This is a genomic window from Mameliella sp. LZ-28 (assembly GCF_012274245.1).
Lineage (GTDB): Bacteria > Pseudomonadota > Alphaproteobacteria > Rhodobacterales > Rhodobacteraceae > Antarctobacter > Antarctobacter albus.
Genome location: NZ_JAANYX010000032.1, coordinates 161,182 through 179,743, shown reverse-complemented (window position 1 = coordinate 179,743; position 18,562 = coordinate 161,182). Strand labels below are relative to the sequence as shown.

General features: G+C 65.8%; 17 protein-coding genes. 9 read left to right on the top strand and 8 right to left on the bottom strand.

Annotated features, from left to right (window positions below; all coding sequences use genetic code 11):
• Window positions 1-56 precede the first annotated feature (56 nt).
• From nth to G9Q80_RS16055, 4 genes are all read left to right on the top strand, one after another.
• Window positions 57-701, top strand: a complete 645-nt coding sequence (nth, locus tag G9Q80_RS16070; RefSeq protein WP_069210601.1) for an endonuclease III — start codon at window positions 57-59, stop codon at window positions 699-701.
• On the top strand, window positions 698-1,687 hold the full coding sequence (locus tag G9Q80_RS16065) for an adenosine kinase (protein WP_043140439.1): 990 nt from the start codon (window positions 698-700) through the stop codon (window positions 1,685-1,687). Before nth ends, G9Q80_RS16065 begins: the two co-directional genes overlap by 4 nt.
• 147 nt (window positions 1,688-1,834) lie before the next feature.
• Window positions 1,835-3,022 carry a S8 family serine peptidase gene (locus tag G9Q80_RS16060; protein WP_088714642.1) on the top strand — a complete coding sequence of 396 codons (1,188 nt, stop codon included), beginning with the start codon at window positions 1,835-1,837 and terminating at the stop codon, window positions 3,020-3,022.
• 56 nt (window positions 3,023-3,078) lie between these two features.
• Window positions 3,079-3,615, top strand: coding sequence for a putative glycolipid-binding domain-containing protein (locus G9Q80_RS16055; RefSeq protein WP_088714641.1), 537 nt, complete (start codon window positions 3,079-3,081; stop codon window positions 3,613-3,615).
• A gap of 10 nt (window positions 3,616-3,625) precedes the next feature.
• Here G9Q80_RS16055 and polA read toward each other — a convergent pair whose 3' ends face one another.
• The 4 genes from polA to G9Q80_RS16035 form a co-directional block, all read right to left on the bottom strand.
• Window positions 3,626-6,433: a DNA polymerase I gene (polA, locus tag G9Q80_RS16050; protein ID WP_088714640.1), complete on the bottom strand. Its 2,808-nt coding sequence runs from the start codon at window positions 6,431-6,433 to the stop codon at window positions 3,626-3,628.
• Between the two features lie 77 nt (window positions 6,434-6,510).
• Window positions 6,511-7,206: a PAQR family membrane homeostasis protein TrhA gene (gene trhA / locus G9Q80_RS16045; RefSeq protein WP_088714639.1), complete on the bottom strand. Its 696-nt coding sequence runs from the start codon at window positions 7,204-7,206 to the stop codon at window positions 6,511-6,513.
• A 106-nt stretch (window positions 7,207-7,312) separates the two neighbouring features.
• Complete coding sequence (locus G9Q80_RS16040; protein ID WP_074621960.1) at window positions 7,313-8,224, bottom strand: pirin family protein; 912 nt, start codon at window positions 8,222-8,224, stop codon at window positions 7,313-7,315.
• A 98-nt stretch (window positions 8,225-8,322) separates the two neighbouring features.
• The gene (locus tag G9Q80_RS16035) at window positions 8,323-8,502 is read right to left on the bottom strand and encodes a zinc-finger domain-containing protein (protein ID WP_069210508.1); all 180 of its coding nucleotides are present in this window, start codon (window positions 8,500-8,502) and stop codon (window positions 8,323-8,325) included.
• A gap of 37 nt (window positions 8,503-8,539) precedes the next feature.
• Between G9Q80_RS16035 and G9Q80_RS16030 the strand changes: the two genes are divergently transcribed.
• Entirely contained in the window at window positions 8,540-9,505 is a 966-nt protein-coding gene (locus tag G9Q80_RS16030; RefSeq protein WP_088714638.1) for an ABC transporter ATP-binding protein, read from the top strand.
• A 162-nt stretch (window positions 9,506-9,667) separates the two neighbouring features.
• Here G9Q80_RS16030 and G9Q80_RS16025 read toward each other — a convergent pair whose 3' ends face one another.
• Both G9Q80_RS16025 and G9Q80_RS16020 read right to left on the bottom strand, forming a co-directional pair.
• Window positions 9,668-10,036: a histidine triad nucleotide-binding protein gene (locus G9Q80_RS16025; protein ID WP_069210506.1), complete on the bottom strand. Its 369-nt coding sequence runs from the start codon at window positions 10,034-10,036 to the stop codon at window positions 9,668-9,670.
• Window positions 10,037-10,165: 129 nt separating this feature from the next.
• The gene (locus G9Q80_RS16020) at window positions 10,166-11,740 is read right to left on the bottom strand and encodes a DUF5928 domain-containing protein (RefSeq protein WP_043140422.1); all 1,575 of its coding nucleotides are present in this window, start codon (window positions 11,738-11,740) and stop codon (window positions 10,166-10,168) included.
• A gap of 130 nt (window positions 11,741-11,870) precedes the next feature.
• Between G9Q80_RS16020 and G9Q80_RS16015 the strand changes: the two genes are divergently transcribed.
• Window positions 11,871-12,689 carry a sulfotransferase family protein gene (locus G9Q80_RS16015; RefSeq protein ID WP_088714637.1) on the top strand — a complete coding sequence of 273 codons (819 nt, stop codon included), beginning with the start codon at window positions 11,871-11,873 and terminating at the stop codon, window positions 12,687-12,689.
• Window positions 12,690-12,711: 22 nt separating this feature from the next.
• Here G9Q80_RS16015 and rpiB read toward each other — a convergent pair whose 3' ends face one another.
• Complete coding sequence (rpiB, locus tag G9Q80_RS16010; RefSeq protein WP_088714636.1) at window positions 12,712-13,161, bottom strand: ribose 5-phosphate isomerase B; 450 nt, start codon at window positions 13,159-13,161, stop codon at window positions 12,712-12,714.
• A 91-nt stretch (window positions 13,162-13,252) separates the two neighbouring features.
• Window positions 13,253-13,831, bottom strand: a complete 579-nt coding sequence (locus G9Q80_RS16005; RefSeq protein WP_088714635.1) for a DUF1285 domain-containing protein — start codon at window positions 13,829-13,831, stop codon at window positions 13,253-13,255.
• Between the two features lie 69 nt (window positions 13,832-13,900).
• Here G9Q80_RS16005 and G9Q80_RS16000 point away from each other — a divergent pair, with 69 nt between their 5' ends.
• Genes G9Q80_RS16000 through G9Q80_RS15990 form a run of 3 tightly spaced genes read left to right on the top strand, consistent with a single transcriptional unit; the run spans window position 13,901 to window position 18,554 of the window.
• Window positions 13,901-14,920: an AAA family ATPase gene (locus G9Q80_RS16000; RefSeq protein ID WP_069210501.1), complete on the top strand. Its 1,020-nt coding sequence runs from the start codon at window positions 13,901-13,903 to the stop codon at window positions 14,918-14,920.
• Window positions 14,917-15,795, top strand: a complete 879-nt coding sequence (locus tag G9Q80_RS15995; protein WP_069210500.1) for a DUF58 domain-containing protein — start codon at window positions 14,917-14,919, stop codon at window positions 15,793-15,795. Before G9Q80_RS16000 ends, G9Q80_RS15995 begins: the two co-directional genes overlap by 4 nt.
• Complete coding sequence (locus G9Q80_RS15990; protein WP_088714634.1) at window positions 15,792-18,554, top strand: DUF4159 domain-containing protein; 2,763 nt, start codon at window positions 15,792-15,794, stop codon at window positions 18,552-18,554. Before G9Q80_RS15995 ends, G9Q80_RS15990 begins: the two co-directional genes overlap by 4 nt.
• Window positions 18,555-18,562: the final 8 nt, after the last annotated feature.

Genomic DNA, 18,562 nt, shown 5'->3' with positions numbered 1-18,562 from the left:
GTGCGGCAGGACCCCGGGTCTTGCGGCGCAATGGCGTTGCGGGCATAGGGGAACGCATGGCCAAGCAGCTTGATTACCACACGATCCGCGAGATCTTTACCCGGTTCCAGGCCTCGGAACCCGAACCCAAGGGTGAGCTGAACCACGTCAACGCCTATACGCTGGTGGTGGCGGTGGCGTTGTCGGCACAGGCGACAGACGCGGGCGTCAACAAGGCCACGGAAAAGCTGTTCCAGATCGCCGATACGCCGGAAAAGATGCTGGCCCTCGGCGAAGAGGGTGTGACCGAGCACATCAAGACCATCGGCCTGTATCGCAACAAGGCCAAGAACGTCATCAAGATGGCGAAGATCCTGGTCGAGGACTATGGCGGCGAGGTGCCCAACAGCCGCGCCGCGCTGGAAAGCCTGCCGGGCGTCGGCCGCAAGACCGCCAACGTGGTGCTGAACATGTGGTGGCACTACCCGGCGCAGGCGGTGGACACGCATATCTTTCGCGTCGGCAACCGGACGGGCATCTGTCCGGGCAAGGACGTGGTCGCCGTGGAACGTGCGATCGAGGACAACATCCCGGTCGATTTTCAGCAACACGCCCATCACTGGCTGATCCTGCACGGGCGGTACATCTGCGTCGCGCGCAAGCCCAAGTGCAAGGCCTGCCTCATCAACGACCTCTGTCCATTCGAGGAAAAGACGACATGAAGAAATACCAGGTCGTCGGCATCGGCAACGCCGTCGTCGACGTGATCGCCCGCACCGACGACGCCTTTCTGGCCGACATGGGTATCGAGAAGGGCATCATGCAGTTGATCGAGCGTGACCGCGCCGAACAGCTTTACGAGGCGATGGGCAACCGGGTGCAGACGCCGGGCGGATCGGTGGCCAACACGATCGCCGGCCTGGGAAACCTGGATGCGCGCACCGCCTTCATCGGACGCGTCGCGGATGACGATCTTGGCGAATTCTATGCCTCGGCGATGAAGAACGAGGGCATCGGCTTCGTCAACGAGCCAGTCAAGGGCGGCGAACTGCCCTCATCCCGGTCGATGATCTTTGTCTCGCCCGATGGCGAACGCTCGATGAACACCTACCTCGGGATCTCCGCCGAACTGGGCCCCGACGACGTGTCCGAGGACGTGGCGGGCGAGGCCGAGATCCTGTTCCTGGAGGGCTACCTTTTCGACAAGGACAAGGGGAAGGAGGCCTTCCTGAAGGCCGCGCGCGCCTGCAAGGCGGCGGGCGGCAAGCCGGGTATCGCGATTTCCGACCCCTTCTGCGTCGAACGCCACCGCGCGGACTTCCTGAAGCTGATTGAACACGACATGGACTTCGTCATCGGCAACGAGGACGAGATCCGCTCGCTGTACCAGAACGACGACCTCGACGCCGACCTGCGCGCCGTGGGCGCGATCTGTCCGCTGGTGGTCTGCACCCGGTCGGGCGACGGCGTCTCGATCCTGCACGAGGGCACCCGCACCGACGTGAGCGTTGAAAAGATCGTGCCCGTGGACGCAACCGGCGCGGGCGACCAGTTCGCCGCCGGTTTCCTGTTCGGCCTGGCCACCGGCGCGGACATGGAAAAAGCGGCCCGCATGGGCAGCGTTGCCGCGCGCGAGGTCATCAGCCACATGGGGCCGCGCCCGGAAACCAGCCTGCTGGACCTTTTCCGCCAACAGGGCCTGATCTGACCCTTCGGGCGCCTGCCGGGTCGATTACGGCTGGCGCCCGTCTGATTTCATGGTGATTTCACGCGGCATTCACGCAAGTGCCGTTCCGCCGCGCATCCCGGACCGCTAGCCTTTTCCACAGGGGTTGAGTTGTCCGGGACGCGGTGAATGACGCGATACATCCTTTTGCGGGACAGAACCCGAAACTGGCGCAGGCCGCGCGTGCCGCTTGGTGCCGGCATTGCGCCGGAGGATGCCGATGCCCCCGCCGACCCGCAGATCGAGGTGGCCGAGCTGACCCCGGACGACCTGCGCGAGACCGCCGGCGACCGAGACCTGCTGACCATCCAACCCGCCATGCCGACCCGCCTGCTGACCCCCGAACCGATGGACGAACTGCGCGCCTGCGACATGGTCCCCGGCTGGGGTTTGCGGGCCACCGGGGCGGACTGGACCCCGATGTCGGGCGCCGGCGTGCGGGTGGCGCTGTTGGACACGGGGATCGACGCCGGGCATCCCTGCTTTGCCGGGGTCGAGGTGACGGCACGGGATTTCGCCGGAACCGGTATCGCGGATGCCAACGGCCACGGCACCCATGTGGCCGGCACCGTGCTTGGCCGCGATCAGGGCGGCACACGGATCGGCGTGGCGCGCGGGATCACCGACTTGCTGGTGGGCAAGGTGCTGGCCGATAACGGGCGCGGCCGGTCCGAGGATTTCCTGAACGCGCTGCTCTGGACCTTGCAGGAAAAAGCTCAGATCGTCGGCTTTGCCCTGGCCTTCGATACCTCGGCCCAGATCGAAACCCTGGTCGAAGAGGGCTATCCCGCGCCGCTGGCAACCGCGGCGGCGGTCCATGCCTATCGCGGCAACCTGCGCATCTGCGAAATGCTGCTGATGATGATCGGCGGCGGACAGGTGCCGCTGATGCTGGGCGCCGTCGGCAACGACTCTCTGCGGACCATCGCGCCCGAGTTCGAAACCGGCCCCGTCGCCCCGGCGGCGGCGGCGGGTGTGCTGGCGGTGGGTGCCTGCGGACCGGGCGAAGAGGGGTTCTGCCCCGCGCCCTTTACCAACGCCGGCGCGGCGGTGGTTGCGCCGGGCGTGGGCATCATCTCGGCGGGTCCGGGCGAAGGGCTGCGTCCGCTCAACGGCACCTCGATGGCGCTGGCGCATGCGGTGGGGATCGCGGCGCTCTGGGTCGAGAAGATGCGCGCCGAGAAAGAGAGGGTGACGGCGCCGATGCTGGCCACCCGCCTGATCCGCTCTGCCACTTATGAACCGCTGTGTCCCGAGGCCTCTTACATCGACTGCGGCAGGGGGCTGATCCAGGCCCCCGAGGGCTCGCTGGACTGATTGGCGCCACGGCATCGGTAACGTGCTAGACTGTCGCCGAAAGAGGAGGCACAGCCATGATCGCAGGCGCTTTCGCCGTCTTGTGGGTCCGTCAGGACGGACCGGGAAATGACGCATGCCGTTTCGCAGAGGCCGAAGGCGGCTTTCTGATCGACGGGTCGTCAACAGATGCGGACTGGACCGCGTTGCGGTACCGTATTCGGGCGCGCGGCGACGGGACGACGCGCCGTGTCCGGATCGGTGCCCGGTCCCGCATCTTCATCCAGCGCAATGCAGAGGGTGACTGGCTGCTGAACGGGACACCTGCCCCGGAGGTCGCGGGCGCCAAGGATATCCATCTTGGCTTTACCCCCGCCGCGCTGACCCTGCCAATCCGGCGTCTCGTGCTTGGCATCGGGGAGGAAGCCACGGTCGATCTTGCCAGTCTCGACCTGGACCAGCTGCGCCTGACCCCTCTGCGTCTTGTCCTGCGGCGGACGGCGAAGGACAGGTACGAAACCGTCGCACCAGAGAGCGGCGCCACCTCCGCCCTGACAGTGGATGCGCAGGGGATCGTGCGCAGCGTGGAGGGGCGCTGGATCGCGCAGAAGTAACGCGCGGGCCTCAGTGCGCCTCGGCCCAGTTTGCCCCCTGTCCGGCATCCACCACCAGCGGCACGTCCAGTTTCACAACCGGGTCGCAGGCGCCTTCCATGACGCCCTTGGCCACGCCGATCAACTCGTCTACCGCGCCCTTCTCGACCTCAAACAGCAGTTCGTCGTGTACCTGCAACAGCATCCGCGCGGGCAGGCCCGCGATAGCATCCGGCATCCGCACCATCGCGCGCCGGATGATGTCGGCGGCTGTGCCCTGGATCGGCGCGTTGATCGCGGCGCGCTTGGCAAAGCCCGCGCGCGGCCCCTTGGCGCCGATCTCGGGCGTGTGGATCTGGCGTCCGAACAGCGTCTCGACCCGCTTGTGTTCCCTGGCGAATTCCACCGTGTCGTCCATGTAGGTCTTGATGCCGGGGAACCGTTCAAAGTAGCGGTCGATAAACCCCTGCGCCTCGGATCTCGGAATCCGCAGGTTCCGCGCCAGGCCAAAGCCCGAAATGCCGTAGATCACGCCAAAGTTGATCGCCTTGGCCTGCCGGCGAATGTCCGGTGTCATCTCGTCCAGTGGCACGTTGAACATCTCGGACGCGGTCATGGCGTGAATGTCCTTGCCCTCGCGGAAGGCCTGTTTCAGCGCCTCGATCCCGGCCATGTGGGCCAGAATGCGCAGCTCGATCTGGGAATAGTCGAGGCTGACCAGCACCTGCCCCTCGGGCGCGATGAAGGCGGTGCGGATACGCCGCCCTTCCTCTGACCTCACGGGGATGTTCTGCAGGTTCGGATCGTTGGACGCCAGCCGCCCGGTGTTGGCGCCCGCAATGGAATAAGAGGTGTGCACCCGGCCCGTATCGGCGTTGATGTGTTCCTGCAACGCGTCGGTATAGGTCGATTTCAGCTTGCTGACCTGCCGCCAGTCCAGCACCCGGCGGGGAAGTTCATGTTCCGTTGCCAGGTCTTCGAGGATGTCAGCCCCGGTGGAATACTTACCGGTCTTGCCGCGCTTGCCGCCCTCCAGCCCCATCTTGTCGAAGAGGATCTCGCCCAGTTGCGCGGGTGAGCCGACGTTGAACTTCTCGCCCGCCAGTTCGTGAATCTCTTCTTCCAGCTGCGCCATCTTCTGGGCAAAGGCGCTGGACATGTTGCGCAGCACCTCGCGGTCGACCTTGATGCCGGTCATTTCCATCTGCGCCAGCACCGGCACCATCGGCCGTTCCAGCCCCTCGTAGACGCGGGTGACCTTGGCGCGGTGCAACTGCGGCTTGAAGGTCCGGGCGAGGCGCAGGGTGATGTCCGCGTCCTCGGCGGCATAGCGCGTGGCCTTGTCGATCGGCACCTGGTCGAATGTGATCTGGCTCTTGCCGCTGCCGATGATCTCCTTGATCGGGATCGGGGTGTGCGACAGGTAGCGCTCGGCCAGCGCGTCCATGCCATGCGTGTGCAGGCCCGCGTTCATCGCGTAGGACATCAGCATCGTGTCGTCGATGGGCGCGATCTGCACGCCATAGCGCGCCATGACCTTGGCGTCGTATTTCATGTTCTGGCCGATCTTCATCACCGCCGGGTCCTCCAGCATCGGCTTGAGCGCCTCCAGCGCCTGTTCCAGCGGGATCTGCCCCTCTGTCAGCTCCTTCGACTCGAACAGCCCTTCACCGCTTTCGCCGCGATGGGTCAGCGGGATGTAGCAGGCGTGGCCGGGATCGACGCAAAGCGAGATGCCGACAAGGTCGCAGGTCATCTCGTTCAGGCCGGTGGTTTCCGTGTCAAAGGCAACCGTGCCGCGCTCATTCGCGCGATCGATCCATTTTTGCAGCGCCTCCATGTCGGCCACGGTCTCATAGCGCTCGGGGTCGATGGCGGGCCAGTCCGGGTCCTCGTCCCTGGGGTTGGCGCCCTCGGGGGTGGTGTCGGGGATCACCGGCGCCTCGACACCAAGGCCGTCGGCGATACGCTTGGTCAGGGTGCGGAATTCCATCTGGGTGAGAAAGCCCAGCAGCACTTCGGGGTCCGGGTCGCGTACCTCGAGATCATCCAGCGTGAAGGGCAGCTCCATGCCCTCGTCCAGCTGTACCAGCTTCTTTGACAGCTCGATCTGCTCGCGCTTTTCGATCAGGGTTTGGCGCCGCTTGGGTTGCTTGATCTCCTCGGCCCGGTCCAGCAGTTCTTCAAGGCTGCCGTATTCGTTGATCAGCAGGGCCGCCGTCTTGATCCCGATGCCCGGCGCGCCCGGCACATTATCGACGGAATCCCCGGCCAGCGCCTGCACGTCCACGACCCGTTCGGGCGGAACACCGAATTTTTCCATCACGCCTTCGCGGTCGATGAGCTTGTTCTTCATCGGGTCCAGCATTTCGACTCCGTCGCCGACCAGTTGCATCAGGTCCTTGTCCGACGACAGGATCGTGACCCGCCCGCCCGCCTCGCGCGCGCGGCAGGCCAGCGTCGCCATGATGTCGTCGGCCTCGAAACCCTCGATCTCCTTGCAGGCGATGTTGAAGGCCTCGGTCGCCTGCCGGGTCAGCGGGATCTGCGGGCGCAGATCCTCTGGCATGGCCTCGCGGTTGGCCTTGTACTGGTCGTAAAGGTCGTTGCGGAAGGTGTGGCTGCCCTTGTCAAAGATGACGGCCACGTGGGTCGGCGCATCGGGACCGGTGTTCCCCTCGACGTAGCGGTGCAGCATGTTGCAGAACCCGCTGACCGCGCCGATGGGCAACCCGTCACTCTTGCGGGTCAGGGGCGGCAGGGCGTGGAAGGCCCGAAAGATATAGGCCGAACCGTCGATCAGATGCAGGTGGCATCCCTTGCCGAAAGTGCTGGCCATGTCTCGTCTCCCGCTCAGGTCATGTCACGCATGATGTGCCATGAACCGCGGCGGGGTGCCAGCAGCGGATTTCAGCGTCAGCGCGCCGCCACCACAGGATGCGGCACGGCGGCAGCCAGGAAGACCGCCACGAAAAAGACGATGGAGGCGGCGACCACCATGCCATGCCATATCGTGTTGTGGAACCGCAGGCGCGAGGCCATCAGGAAGGGCGTCCCGACGGAATACAGCACACCGCCCACCACCATCAGCACGCAGACCGACAGCGGAAGCGCCGCCAGCATGTCCCAGCCGCCGATCACCACGGCCCAGCCGGTGCCGAGGCACATGATAACCGCCAGCCCGGCGGGCAGGCGCCGCTTGAACAGGATCACCGCCGCCGCCCCGGCCGCCGCGCTCCAGATCGCGGCGAGGAGGCCGGACCCGGTCCCCGAAAGCAGCGCGAAAGGCGTGTAGGTGCCCGCGATTTTCAGGTGGATGGCCGACATGTCCAGACGCCGGAACAGCTCCGTCATGTGCGGGCGCCCGACGTGATTGTACAGCAGGGAGGCGGTCAACATGACGATCAGCGTCCCGCCATAGATCGACACGCCGACAATTCCCGCCGCGTCGCCCCGCCAGACCACCGTCAGGGTGATCAGCACCGGCACCGCCGCCAGGGCCATGACCAGCGCCGCCAGGTGCACGGCCATGTCGCTGGCGAGTTCCGCCCGGCTGTAAGCCCGCTCTTCCCGGTCGGGCAGGGCGATGGGAATGTCCCGGTTTGCCGTCATGGGGTCAGGGTATCCGTACGAAGGTTGAATGCAAACACCCTGGCACGAAAGGGTAAGCAACTCGTGACCCCGGGTGAGGGCTGCCTGGCCCTCACCCGGGGTTCGATCAATGCGCGGGCTTGATGAAGGTTCCGTTGTGCAGGTCCTGCATGGCCTTGCGCAACTCGCCTTGCGTGTTCATCACGATGGGCCCATGCCAGGCCACCGGTTCCTGGATCGGTTTGCCCGCGACCAGCAGGAAACGCACCCCCTCGGGCCCCGCGCTGACCTTGACCTCATCGCCGTTGCCAAAGCGCACCAGCGTGCGGTTGCCCGACATGTCGCGGATGTTCACCTCCTGCCCGCCAAACTCTTTCTCGACGCGCACGCCGACGGGATCGGCGGCATCGGCAAAACGCCCGGCCCCGGCAAAGACATAGGCAAAGGCATTGGCCCGAGTGTCGATGGGCAAAACCTTTGTCACGTTCGGCGGCACCGAGACATCGAGGTACAGCGGATCGGCGGCGATCCCGTCAACCGGCCCACGCTTGCCCCAGAAGGCGCCGGTGACGACCTTCACCCGGGTGCCGTCATCGTCGATGATCTCGGGGATGTCGGCGCCCTGGATGTCCTGGTAACGCGGCGCCGTCATCTTCAGCGAGGACGGCAGGTTCGCCCAGAGCTGAAAGCCATGCATCTGCCCCTTGGCATTCCCGCGCGGCATCTCCTGGTGCAGGATGCCCGACCCGGCGGTCATCCACTGCACCGACCCGGCGCCAAGCACGCCCTCGTTGCCCAGCGAATCGCCATGCGTCACCTCGCCCTCGAGGACATAGGTGATGGTTTCGATCCCCCGGTGCGGGTGCCAGGGAAAGCCTTTCAGGTAATGCGCCGGGTCCTCGTTGCGGAAATCGTCCAGCAACAGGAAGGGATCGCTCTCGGTGGTATCGCCAAAGCCGAAGACGCGGTGGAGGTGCACGCCGGCGCCCTCCAGCGTGGGCTGCGCGGCGGATTGAGAGGTGACAGGTCGGAAAGTCATGGCAAACTCCTCATGGGTTTGCCACAACATAGGGCGCGCAACGCGACGCCCCAATCACCACCCGCGCACAGATCCTGTGACGCGGATCACAGAATGGCTCAGGCCTTGCCCTCGAAATCCTTGTGGACGTATTTCGCGTCGCAATAGGGGCATTCGACAAAGCCGGTCTCGACCGGGATCTGCAACCAGACCCGGGGATGGCCCAGGGCCCCTTCGCCGCCGTCACAGGCGATGCGATAGCTCTCGACAATCTTGGTCTCGGGCGCTTGGGTCGTCATCTGGTTCCCTTTCGCGATGCTCTGGCCTATTTGCCTTATGACCAAAGCGGAGAAGGGGAGCAAGCCGTTGGACAAGGGGCAGAATGACGCCGCAATCCGCATCGAGGGCCTGACCAAGACCTATGCGGGCGGCAAACAGGCGCTGAAGAGCGTCGATCTTGCGGTGCCTGCAGGCTCGGTCTTTGGCCTGCTAGGGCCGAACGGCGCGGGCAAATCGACGCTGATCAACATCCTCGCCGGGCTGGTCATCAAGACCGCGGGCCAGGTGCAGATCTGGGGCTGGGACCAGGACCGCAACCCGCGCCAGAGCCGTGCCGCCATCGGCGTCATGCCGCAGGAACTCAACCTCGACCCGTTCTTTACCCCGCGCGGCGCGCTGGAGGTGCAGGCGGGGCTTTACGGCGTGCCGAAATCGCAGCGCCGCACCGACGAGATCCTGGAAATGGTCGGCCTGAGCGACAAGGCAGAGGCCTATGCACGCACGCTCAGCGGTGGCATGCGCCGTCGCCTGCTGTTGGCCAAGGCACTGGTGCATTCGCCGCAGGTGCTGGTGCTGGACGAACCCACGGCCGGCGTCGACATCGAGCTGCGGCAGATGCTCTGGAACAACGTCCGCAAGCTCAACCGCGAGCGCGGCATGACCATCATCCTGACAACCCACTACCTCGAAGAAGCCGAGGAGATGTGCGATGAAATCGCCATCATCAACCACGGCCAGCTGGTGGCACAGGACAGCACCTCGAACCTGCTGGGGCGGCTTGACGCGCGCACGATGGTGATCCAGCCCGAAGAAACGCCAAAGCAACTGCCGCAGGCCGAGGGGATCGAGGCAGAGACCCGCCCCGATGGCAGCCTCGCCCTCACCTACCGTTCGACCCAGACCCGCGCCGAAGAGGTGCTGGCCGCGGTGCAATCCGCCGGCATTCGCATCCGCGAGCTGAGGACCGAGGAACCGGACCTCGAGGATGTCTTCCTCGCCCTGACCAGCAGCACCGCGGCCTGAACCCGCCCACACCCGGGCTTCTTCTTGGCAAAAATACCCCCGCCCCGCCGGGTCAGGCGAGGCTCCGCCGGGCAGGGGCGTTCACTCCCCACACACCCCGAGCCCGCAGGCCAAAGGCCGCAGGGCGAGACACCCTGTGCGCCCGCAGGGCGCGCCTCTGGATCAGTCCTTGGCCAGCATCCGGCCCAGCGGGCGGCCGGCCAGGATGTGAACGTGCAGATGCGGCACTTCCTGCACGCCGTCCCGGCCCGCGTTGGAAATCACCCGGTAGCCTCCGGCCTCCAGTCCCTCCATCCGGCAGACCTCGCCGATCACCCGGTTGAAGTCCAGGATCTCGGCGTCCGATGCCTCTTGCGCGAAATGGTCGTAGCAGACGTAGGCGCCCTTGGGGATCACCAGCACATGCACCGGCGCCTGCGGGTAGATGTCGCGAAAGGCCAGCGTGTGCTCTGTCTCCAGCACCGTCTTGTTGGGGATCTCGCCGGTCAGGATCTTGGCGAAGATGTTTTTCGGATCGTAGGTATAGGCCATGCCGCGAGTCCTGTTGCTGCTGGGGCTGTGTCTGGTGGATGTCCGGCCCCGGTTTCCGGGGCGCGGACCTTGCCCTTGGCATAGCCGCTGCGGCTGGGAACGCCACCGCTTTCTTGGCACGCGGGCGGCTCAATCCGCGAAAAGTTGATCCAGCGCCACGATCTCCTGCGCGACACTTGCAGGCACCGAAAGGAAGCCGGCCAGGGCCTGGGCATGGGCCTCTCGCGGGTCGATCTCGCGCAGGCGCAGGTGATTGTCGAACTTGGCGTCACGGATGCGGTCGCTTTCGTGCAGCAGGTCGTTGCGCACGGTGGGCAACAGCCGCGCCAGCGTCTCGGGCGGGGTGCGTTCCCCGGCCAGCCCCGAGCGCATGGCATGGCCAGCCAGGTAATCGTCCGAGAAGTGGCACTCGATCTCCAGCATGCGGGTCTGCGCCCGATCGCGACCGAAATCCTCCAGCAGGTCCAGGTTGGCCGGGTCCATGCAGATCACCAGCCGGTCGGTCTCGTAGTAGTCGTACAGCATCCGCATCAGGGCCCGGCGGTGGCGGTGGCGCTTGGACATGGTGGACTGGATGCCGCCGAGGTCCGGCAAGGGGCAGCTGTCTTCGTTGAACAGGTACTCGATGCAGGGAATATTCGTCATCTGCCGGATACGGTCGGTCAGCCGCTTGGCGACGTGCCATTTCTTGCAGATCACGATCAGCAGTTCGCGTTCGCGCCCCAGGCTGCTTTCGGTTTCCCAGAAACGGGGCGCGAACCGACGTCCCGTCCGGCCCCGTTCGGTCAGGAAGCGGTACAGCGACCGCCCCTCGTTCGAGACCTGGAACCGCGCCGTTTCGGCGGCATAGAGCACGCCCAGTCGGCGGCGCAGCTCTGTCGCCTCGGGGCTGATCTTGCGCGCGAACAGGTAGTCCTGGCTCAGCAGGAGGTCATAGTGATCGTTGTAGAAATTCACCGGCATCCCGTAGTCGGTGAACAGCAGGAAGGTCAGGGTGCGGCTCTCGATCTCCTGCTCTGGCACGAGATGGCGCACGAGGGTCTGAAAGAAGGTTTCATCCGGGATCCAGGTGCTGGCGAAAAAGCGCACCACGTCGCGGCGCGTCTTCACGAAATCAAGGATCCATTCGATCGTGCGGCGGCGCAGGCACCACCACTGGCTGCCGATCATGACCTCGATGTCGTCCGGGATCTTTCGCGTCAGGCCCAATCGCTTCTGCGCCTCGAACATCGCGTAGAACCGGCGTTTCTGAGTGCGTTCGTTGAACCAGTGGCGGTAGATCAGGCGCTCTTCCTTCCAGCCGGTCTTGATCCAGTCCGACTGGAAGTAGTCGAAGCTCTCGATGTAGTCGCATTCGCGGCGGTCCAGAAAGGCATGTGCGTATTCGGCGGACTTGATCGCCAAGCAATCGCCCGAGACCATGTAGAAATGCGTCGCGCGCGGAAAGGCGTCCACCGCCGCTTCGACCGCGTTCAGCGTGGCGCGCACCAGGCTCCATTCCCCCCAGCCGCATTTGATCCGCCGGGCGAAGGTCACGTTGGGGTTGTCCTTGAGCGCGGTCTTGATGCGGGCAAAGTCCTGCGCCCCGGCGCGGGCATCGAAATGGATGGAAATGTAATCGCCCACGGCGGTCAGGCTCTGCGCCTGCTTGATGATGGCGTCAGGATCCTTGTGACACAAAAGGATGAAGGCAATTTTCGCCATCCAGAGAACCAATCGCCCCAATTTCGCCCGATTGTTTATGTTGATAGAGGTGAATTTCTGTTGAATAAACCTGCTTTGCGCGGATTTTCCGCAGCCGACCGCCACCGCAGGCGACAAAGGGACAAGACTGATGGGGTTTCCCGGCACCTGGATGACCGAGAGCGAAAGCGTCCTGTACCGCGTCGTGCCCAAGTGCGCCTGCTCGACGATCGGGCAGATCCTCTACTTTTCGGACCACGGCACATTCTTCGACGGTGACATCCACGACGCCAAGCAGGGTCTGCACAAATGGGCGCAGGACCACAGCCAGCCGATCATCAGTGCCAACGTGAAGACGCGCAATTCCTACGCTTTCACCTGCGTGCGGAACCCCTATACCCGCGTCCTGTCCAGCTTTTTCGACAAGATCTGCGGCATCCAGCGCAACGGCAAGCGCTATCGCGGCAACATGGTCCCGCTGTTGATGCAGAAATACGGGGTCGAGGTGGGCGACCCGGAAAACGGGTTCGACTTCGACCAGGTGCGCAGTTTCCGCCGTTTCCTGCTGTTCGCGCGCGACACGATCCGCTGGCGCCGCCCGATGGAACCGGACATTCACTGGTCGGCCATGTCAGGCCATGTCGGCACCTTCATCGTGAACGGCGGGCGCTATGACCGCATCATCTGGACGGAAAAGTTCAACGAGGGGATGCAGGACGTGCTGGACCATATCCGGACGCCCCACACGGTCGACCTGACCGCGATCCCCCGATTCAACGAATCCGAAGGCCACGGCCCGAAACGCGCGCATCCGGTCGAGGACTACTTCGACGATCTGTCGATGCACCTGGTCAAGGAGATCTATGGCCGGGACTTCGACCTGTTCAAATACGATTTCGACAACCCGGGCAACAAGATGCCCATTGGCGAAATCGACCTGGACGAGGTGCACGCCAAGCTGGGCGACTGAGCGCCCGGCCCGGCAGAGCGGTTCAGGTTTCCAACGCCTTGATCATGTCGACGCGGGTGCCGTGGCGGCCGCCCTCGAATTCCGTTTCGAGGAAGGCGTCGACGATCTCAAGCGCCAGCCCTTCACCCACGACGCGGGCGCCCAGCGACAGGATCTGCGCGTCGTTGTGGGCACGGATCATGCGGGCGGAAAACGGATCGGCGCAGACGCCGCAACGGATGCCCGGCACCTTGTTCGCGGCCATCATGATGCCCTGCCCGGTCCCGCACAGGATGATGCCCAGGGCGCAGTCGCCCGAGGCCACCTTGCGCGCCGCGGCGGCACCATGTTCGGGATAGTGGGTGCTTTCGGGCGTTGTCGGGCCGATGTCCACCGCCTCCCAGCCCTTCGCCTCGATGTGCCGGGCGATGGCCTGCCGCAGGTCGATGGCGGCGTGGTCGCTGGAAAGGACGATGCGTTTGGTGTCGGTCATGGCGTCTGTGTTCCGTTTCCGGGGAATATCCTGGGTTCGCGGCTGCCTCTAGCATGGCCCTCGCCCGCTGTCCCGCCGAAAGACGCCGGTCTCAGCCCAGGTCCTCGGATGGAATGATCGGAAAGAATTGACCAGAGGACCAGACCCCGAACCAGCCGTCGTGATGCGCGCCCAGGTCCACCAGCCGGTAAAAGCTCTTGCGGTCGATCAGCGCCTCGAGGTTGGCCCGGACCAGGACGTAGGGCGATGGCTCGCCCGTCTCGGGATCGCGTTCCACCCGGATCGGGTGATCCGGACCGGCGGCGGCATGATCGCCCACATGGGTTTCGAAGGTCAGGACCTGCGACTCGCCCTCACCCTCCGCCTCGAAATCGACGGCCACGAAAGGCGCGTCATCGACGGTGATCCCGACCTTTTCGACCGGAGTGACCAGAAAATAATCATCCCCATCCTTGCGCAGGATCGAGGAAAACAGGCGCACCAGCTCGAATCTGCCGATGGGCGTGCCAAGGTAGAACCAGGTCCCGTCCCGCGCGATACGCATGTCGAGATCGCCGCAAAAGGGCGGATTCCACTTGTGCACGGGCGGCAGGCCCTTGCCTTTTCGGGCCTCTCTGGCCGAGGCGGCAAGGCCGTCGGCAGACGGGGTCACGAGATTTTGTCCGCTCATAGTTTTTGCCATTCCCTTCCCAGTCGATACATACTTACCCAAAGAGATAGTATGCAATGGAGAGATGACATGTCCGATCACGCAGGCGCGGCCGAGGATCTGGTCGCCGAGATCGAGGCGCTCGAAGACAAGCTGGCCGAGGCCAAGCGGTCGATCACGGCGCGCTTCATCGGGCAGGAACGGGTCGTCGACCTGACCCTGTCGTCGCTCCTGTGCGGGGGGCATGCGCTGCTGATCGGCCTGCCGGGCCTTGGCAAGACCCGGCTGGTGGAAACCCTGTCGACGGTCATGGGGCTCAATGGCAACCGCGTGCAGTTCACGCCCGACCTGATGCCCGCCGACATCCTCGGCTCCGAAGTGCTGGAGACCGGCGCCAACGGCGAGCGGACCTTCAAGTTCATCGAAGGCCCGATCTTCTGCCAGCTGCTGATGGCCGACGAGATCAACCGCGCCTCACCCCGGACGCAGTCGGCGCTGTTGCAGGCGATGCAGGAAAAGCAGGTGACGGTCGCCGGGCAGACGCGCTCGCTCGAGGCACCGTTCCACGTTCTCGCCACGCAGAACCCAATCGAACAGGAAGGCACCTATCCACTGCCCGAGGCGCAGCTTGACCGGTTCCTTGTCCAGATCGACGTGGCCTACCCGGATCGCGGAACGGAAAAGGACATCCTGCTGGCGACAACCGGCACCGAAGAGGCACAGTCGCACCAGGTCTTCACCGGCGAGGAGCTGATCGCCGCACAGACACTTCTGCGCCGGATGCCCGTGGGCGATGCGGTGGTCGAAATGATCCTGGACCTCGTGCGCGCCTTCCGCCCCTCTGATCCCTCCTCGCCCGAGCGGGTCAGGGACATCGTCGCCTGGGGCCCCGGCCCGCGTGCCGCGCAGGCGCTGATGCTGACGGTGCGCGCCCGTGCCCTGCTGCAGGGCCGCCTGGCGCCTTCGCCCGAGGATGTGCTGGACATGGCCAAGCCGGTTCTGGTGCACCGCATGGCGCTAACCTTCTCGGCGCGTGCGCGCGGTGAGGACCTTGGCGCGTTGATCGACGAAGTCGCCGCAGGGTTGCGCCGGACCGAGGCCGCGGCGTGACAGCCACCGTTGCCCATCTGCGCACCCGCGCCCAGGAAGAGGCCGGGCGTTTCCCGGCCCTGCTGGCGCGCGCCGAACATCTTGCCGGCACCGTCTTGCTGGGCGACCACGGCCGGCGGCGCGCCGGGCTTGGCGATGATTTCTGGCAATATCGCACGCTTCAACCCGGGGACAGCTATCGGTCCATCGACTGGCGCCGGTCGGCGCGCGGGGACGAGCAATTCGTGCGCGAGCGCGAATGGCAGATCGCGCAAAGCGTGCAGGTCTGGGTCGATCCCGGCGCCTCGATGCGCTTTTCCAGCCACAAGAACCTGCCGACCAAGGCAGATCGCGCACGACTGGTGGCACTGGCCGCCTCTATCCTGCTGATCCGGGGCGGTGAACGCGTCGGCCTGACCGGCTGGCGCCTGCCGCCGCGTCGGGGCGACATGCAGACCCTGCGTCTGGCCGAGATGTTTTCCGAGGACGGCGAGGACGACTACGCCGAACCAGAGGCACGCGGCATGTTGCCGAATGCCAAGGCGCTGTTCGTGTCGGATTTCCTGGGCGACGTCGAACCGGTCGAGGCGGCGCTGACCAAGGCCGCGGACCGCGGCGTGCGCGGTGTCCTGTTGCAGGTGCTGGACCCGACGGAAGAGGCCTTTCCCTTTGACGGCCGCACGATCTTTGAAAGCATGAACCAGACCATGCGGCATGAAACGCTCAAGGCCGGCGACCTGCGCGAGACCTATCTGCAGCGGCTGGCCGAGCGCAAGGCGCGGCTGGACGCGATCTGTCGGCTGACCGGCTGGCAGCACTTTACCCATCACACGGACCAGACCGCGCAATCGGCCCTTCTCTGGGTCTATCGCGCGCTGGACGGGAGCCACGGATGACGCTTTTCGGCCTGATCGGTTTCACGACGCCCTGGCTCTTGCTGGGGCTGCTTGCACTGCCCATCCTCTGGATCATCCTGCGGGCGGTGCCGCCTGCGCCGATCCGGCGGATGTTCCCGGGTGTTGTCCTGCTCCTGGGCCTCAAGGACGAGGAACAGGTAACAGACCGCACCCCCTGGTGGCTGTTGCTGCTGCGGATGCTGGCGGTGGCGGCGGTGATCGTGGGACTGTCCGGGCCGGTGCTGAACCCCGACAATGACACCGAGGCAGCGGGCGACGGGCCCTTGCTGGTGGTGATGGATGCCAGCTGGGCCTCTGCCGCCGACTGGCGCGGGCGGATGATCGCGCTGGACGGCTTGCTGGCCGAGGCGGGGCGCGATGCGCGGCCCGTGGCGGTGATGCGCCTGACCGATCCCGAACAGGTCCAATTCCTCAGCGCCGACGTGCTGCGCACGCGGCTGTCCGGCATCCTGCCCGAACCCTGGCAGCCCAGCGGTGACAACATCGCCCGCGCCATCGAGCTGCTGCCCGAGGACGGCTTCGACACCTACTGGATGTCCGATGCCCTGGCCCGCGAAGGCCGCGAGGATCTGCTGGCCTCGCTGGAAGCGCGTGGCCGCGTGACCGTCTTCGAGGCGCCCCGCACGCTGTATGCGCTGGAACCCGCGCAAATCTCCGAGGGCAACCTGCTGATCACCGCGCGCCGCCTGCGCGAAGGCCCCGAGGCCGAGGTGACGCTGGCCGGGCATGGCAAGGACCCGGCGGGCAATCCGGCGGTGCTGACGCGCAACACGCTGACCTTCGAGGCCGGGATGATGGAAACGATCACCGAGATCGCCCTCCCCGCCGAGTTGCGCGCCCGCATCGAACGGTTCGAGATCGAGGGCGCCCGCAGCGCCGGGGCCGTCACCTTGCCGGACGACAGCCTGCGCCGCCGCGAGGTCGCCCTGATCGCGGGCGCGACCGACCGCGAGGGGCTGGAGCTGCTGTCGCCGCTGCACTACCTGGAAAAGGCGCTGGAGCCGACCGCCGACCTGCTGGACGGCGCCCTGCTGGACATCCTGCCCGCCAACCCGGACGTCATCATCCTGGCCGACGTGGCCACCCTGTCGCCCGCCGAGGAAGAGGCCGTGCTGGAGTGGCTGGAGAAGGGCGGGATGCTGCTGCGCTTTGCCGGGCCAAAGCTTGCGGCCTCGGACATCAGCCGCGACCTTGAAGATCCCCTGATGCCCGTGCGCCTGCGCGCCGGGGGCCGTACCGTGGGCGGCGCGATGAGCTGGGGCGAACCCAAGGCGCTGGCGCCCTTCACCGAGGAAAGCCCGTTTTTCGGCCTCGAGATCCCCGACGATGTGACCGTGAACAGCCAGGTCATGGCGCAGCCAGATCCGACGCTGGCGGCGCGCGTGGTCGCGCAGCTGTCCGATGGCACGCCGCTGGTGACGCGCAAATCCGTGGGACAGGGCCAGGTGGTGCTGTTCCATGTCACCGCCAATGCCGAATGGTCCTCGCTGCCCTTGTCCGGTCTCTTCGTGCAGATGCTGGAACGGCTGGCCGTGTCCTCTGCCGCTGCCCAGCCCGAGATCGAGGACATGGAAGGCACCGTCTGGCAGCCGATCCGCGTGCTGGATGCCTTTGGCCGCCCGCGCGAGGCAAGCACCCTGCCCGGCGTCGATGGCCCGGACCTGGTCGCCGCGCCCCTGGGGCCGGACCTGCGCCCCGGCGTCTACCAGGGCGAGGATCGCAGCCTGGCGCGCAACGTCGTCACCATCGACATGGAGCTGACCCCGATGATCTGGCCCGAACGCATCCCGGTCGAGGGCATCGTTCAGCCGCAGGAGAAACCGCTGGCGGGCTGGCTGCTGGCCGCCGCCATCGCGCTGCTGCTGGCGGATGTGATCGCCTCTCTGGCGCTTTCGGGGCGGCTGCGGGGCGCGGTGTCCGCCGGGATCGTACTGGGCGCGCTGGTGCTGACGCCGCAGCACGGGCAGGCCCAGACGGCAGAAGATCGCGCGGCCATCGCCGCCGCAACGGAAGTCGTTCTGGCCTATGTCCTGACCGGCGACAGCCGCATCGACGACCTGTCAGAGGCCGGGCTGCGCGGATTGTCCGACACGCTGTACTTTCGCACCTCGGTCGAACCGAACCCGCCGGTGGGCGTCGACCTGGAGTCGGACGAACTGGCCTTTTACCCGATGCTCTACTGGCCGATCACCGCCGATCAGCCGACCCCCTCGCGTGAGGCCTATGCCAAGCTGAACACCTACCTGCGCACCGGCGGCATGATCGTCTTTGACACCCGCGACGCGGATATCGCCGGCTTCGGCGCCGCAACTCCGCAGGGCCGCAAGCTGCAGCAACTGGCCGCGCCGCTGGATATCCCGCCACTGGAGCCGGTGCCCGAGGACCATGTCCTGACCCGAACATTCTACCTGCTGCAGGACTTCCCCGGGCGTTACGCCGGCCGCGAGGTCTGGGTCGAGGCCGCGCCGCCGGACGCGGAACTGATCGAGGGCATGCCCTTTCGCGACCTCAACGACAACGTGACCCCGGTGGTCATCGGCGGCAACGACTGGGCCGCCGCCTGGGCGATGGATGGCAACGGCAATCCGCTGGTGCCCATCGGCAGCGGCTTTACCGGGGAACGCCAGCGCGAGATCGCATATCGGTTCGGCGTGAACCTCGTGATGCACGTCCTGACCGGCAACTACAAATCCGACCAGGTCCATGTCCCCGCCCTGCTGGACCGCCTGGGCCAATAAGCGAGAGC

Coding starts and splice junctions, on each gene's coding strand:
- nth (WP_069210601.1), top strand. CDS start 57: ATGGCCAAGCAGCTTGATTACCACACGATCCGCGAGATCTTTACCCGG.
- G9Q80_RS16065 (WP_043140439.1), top strand. CDS start 698: ATGAAGAAATACCAGGTCGTCGGCATCGGCAACGCCGTCGTCGACGTG.
- G9Q80_RS16060 (WP_088714642.1), top strand. CDS start 1,835: ATGACGCGATACATCCTTTTGCGGGACAGAACCCGAAACTGGCGCAGG.
- G9Q80_RS16055 (WP_088714641.1), top strand. CDS start 3,079: ATGATCGCAGGCGCTTTCGCCGTCTTGTGGGTCCGTCAGGACGGACCG.
- polA (WP_088714640.1), bottom strand. CDS start 6,433: ATGGCCAGCACTTTCGGCAAGGGATGCCACCTGCATCTGATCGACGGT.
- trhA (WP_088714639.1), bottom strand. CDS start 7,206: ATGACGGCAAACCGGGACATTCCCATCGCCCTGCCCGACCGGGAAGAG.
- G9Q80_RS16040 (WP_074621960.1), bottom strand. CDS start 8,224: ATGACTTTCCGACCTGTCACCTCTCAATCCGCCGCGCAGCCCACGCTG.
- G9Q80_RS16035 (WP_069210508.1), bottom strand. CDS start 8,502: ATGACGACCCAAGCGCCCGAGACCAAGATTGTCGAGAGCTATCGCATC.
- G9Q80_RS16030 (WP_088714638.1), top strand. CDS start 8,540: ATGACCAAAGCGGAGAAGGGGAGCAAGCCGTTGGACAAGGGGCAGAAT.
- G9Q80_RS16025 (WP_069210506.1), bottom strand. CDS start 10,036: ATGGCCTATACCTACGATCCGAAAAACATCTTCGCCAAGATCCTGACC.
- G9Q80_RS16020 (WP_043140422.1), bottom strand. CDS start 11,740: ATGGCGAAAATTGCCTTCATCCTTTTGTGTCACAAGGATCCTGACGCC.
- G9Q80_RS16015 (WP_088714637.1), top strand. CDS start 11,871: ATGGGGTTTCCCGGCACCTGGATGACCGAGAGCGAAAGCGTCCTGTAC.
- rpiB (WP_088714636.1), bottom strand. CDS start 13,161: ATGACCGACACCAAACGCATCGTCCTTTCCAGCGACCACGCCGCCATC.
- G9Q80_RS16005 (WP_088714635.1), bottom strand. CDS start 13,831: ATGAGCGGACAAAATCTCGTGACCCCGTCTGCCGACGGCCTTGCCGCC.
- G9Q80_RS16000 (WP_069210501.1), top strand. CDS start 13,901: ATGTCCGATCACGCAGGCGCGGCCGAGGATCTGGTCGCCGAGATCGAG.
- G9Q80_RS15990 (WP_088714634.1), top strand. CDS start 15,792: ATGACGCTTTTCGGCCTGATCGGTTTCACGACGCCCTGGCTCTTGCTG.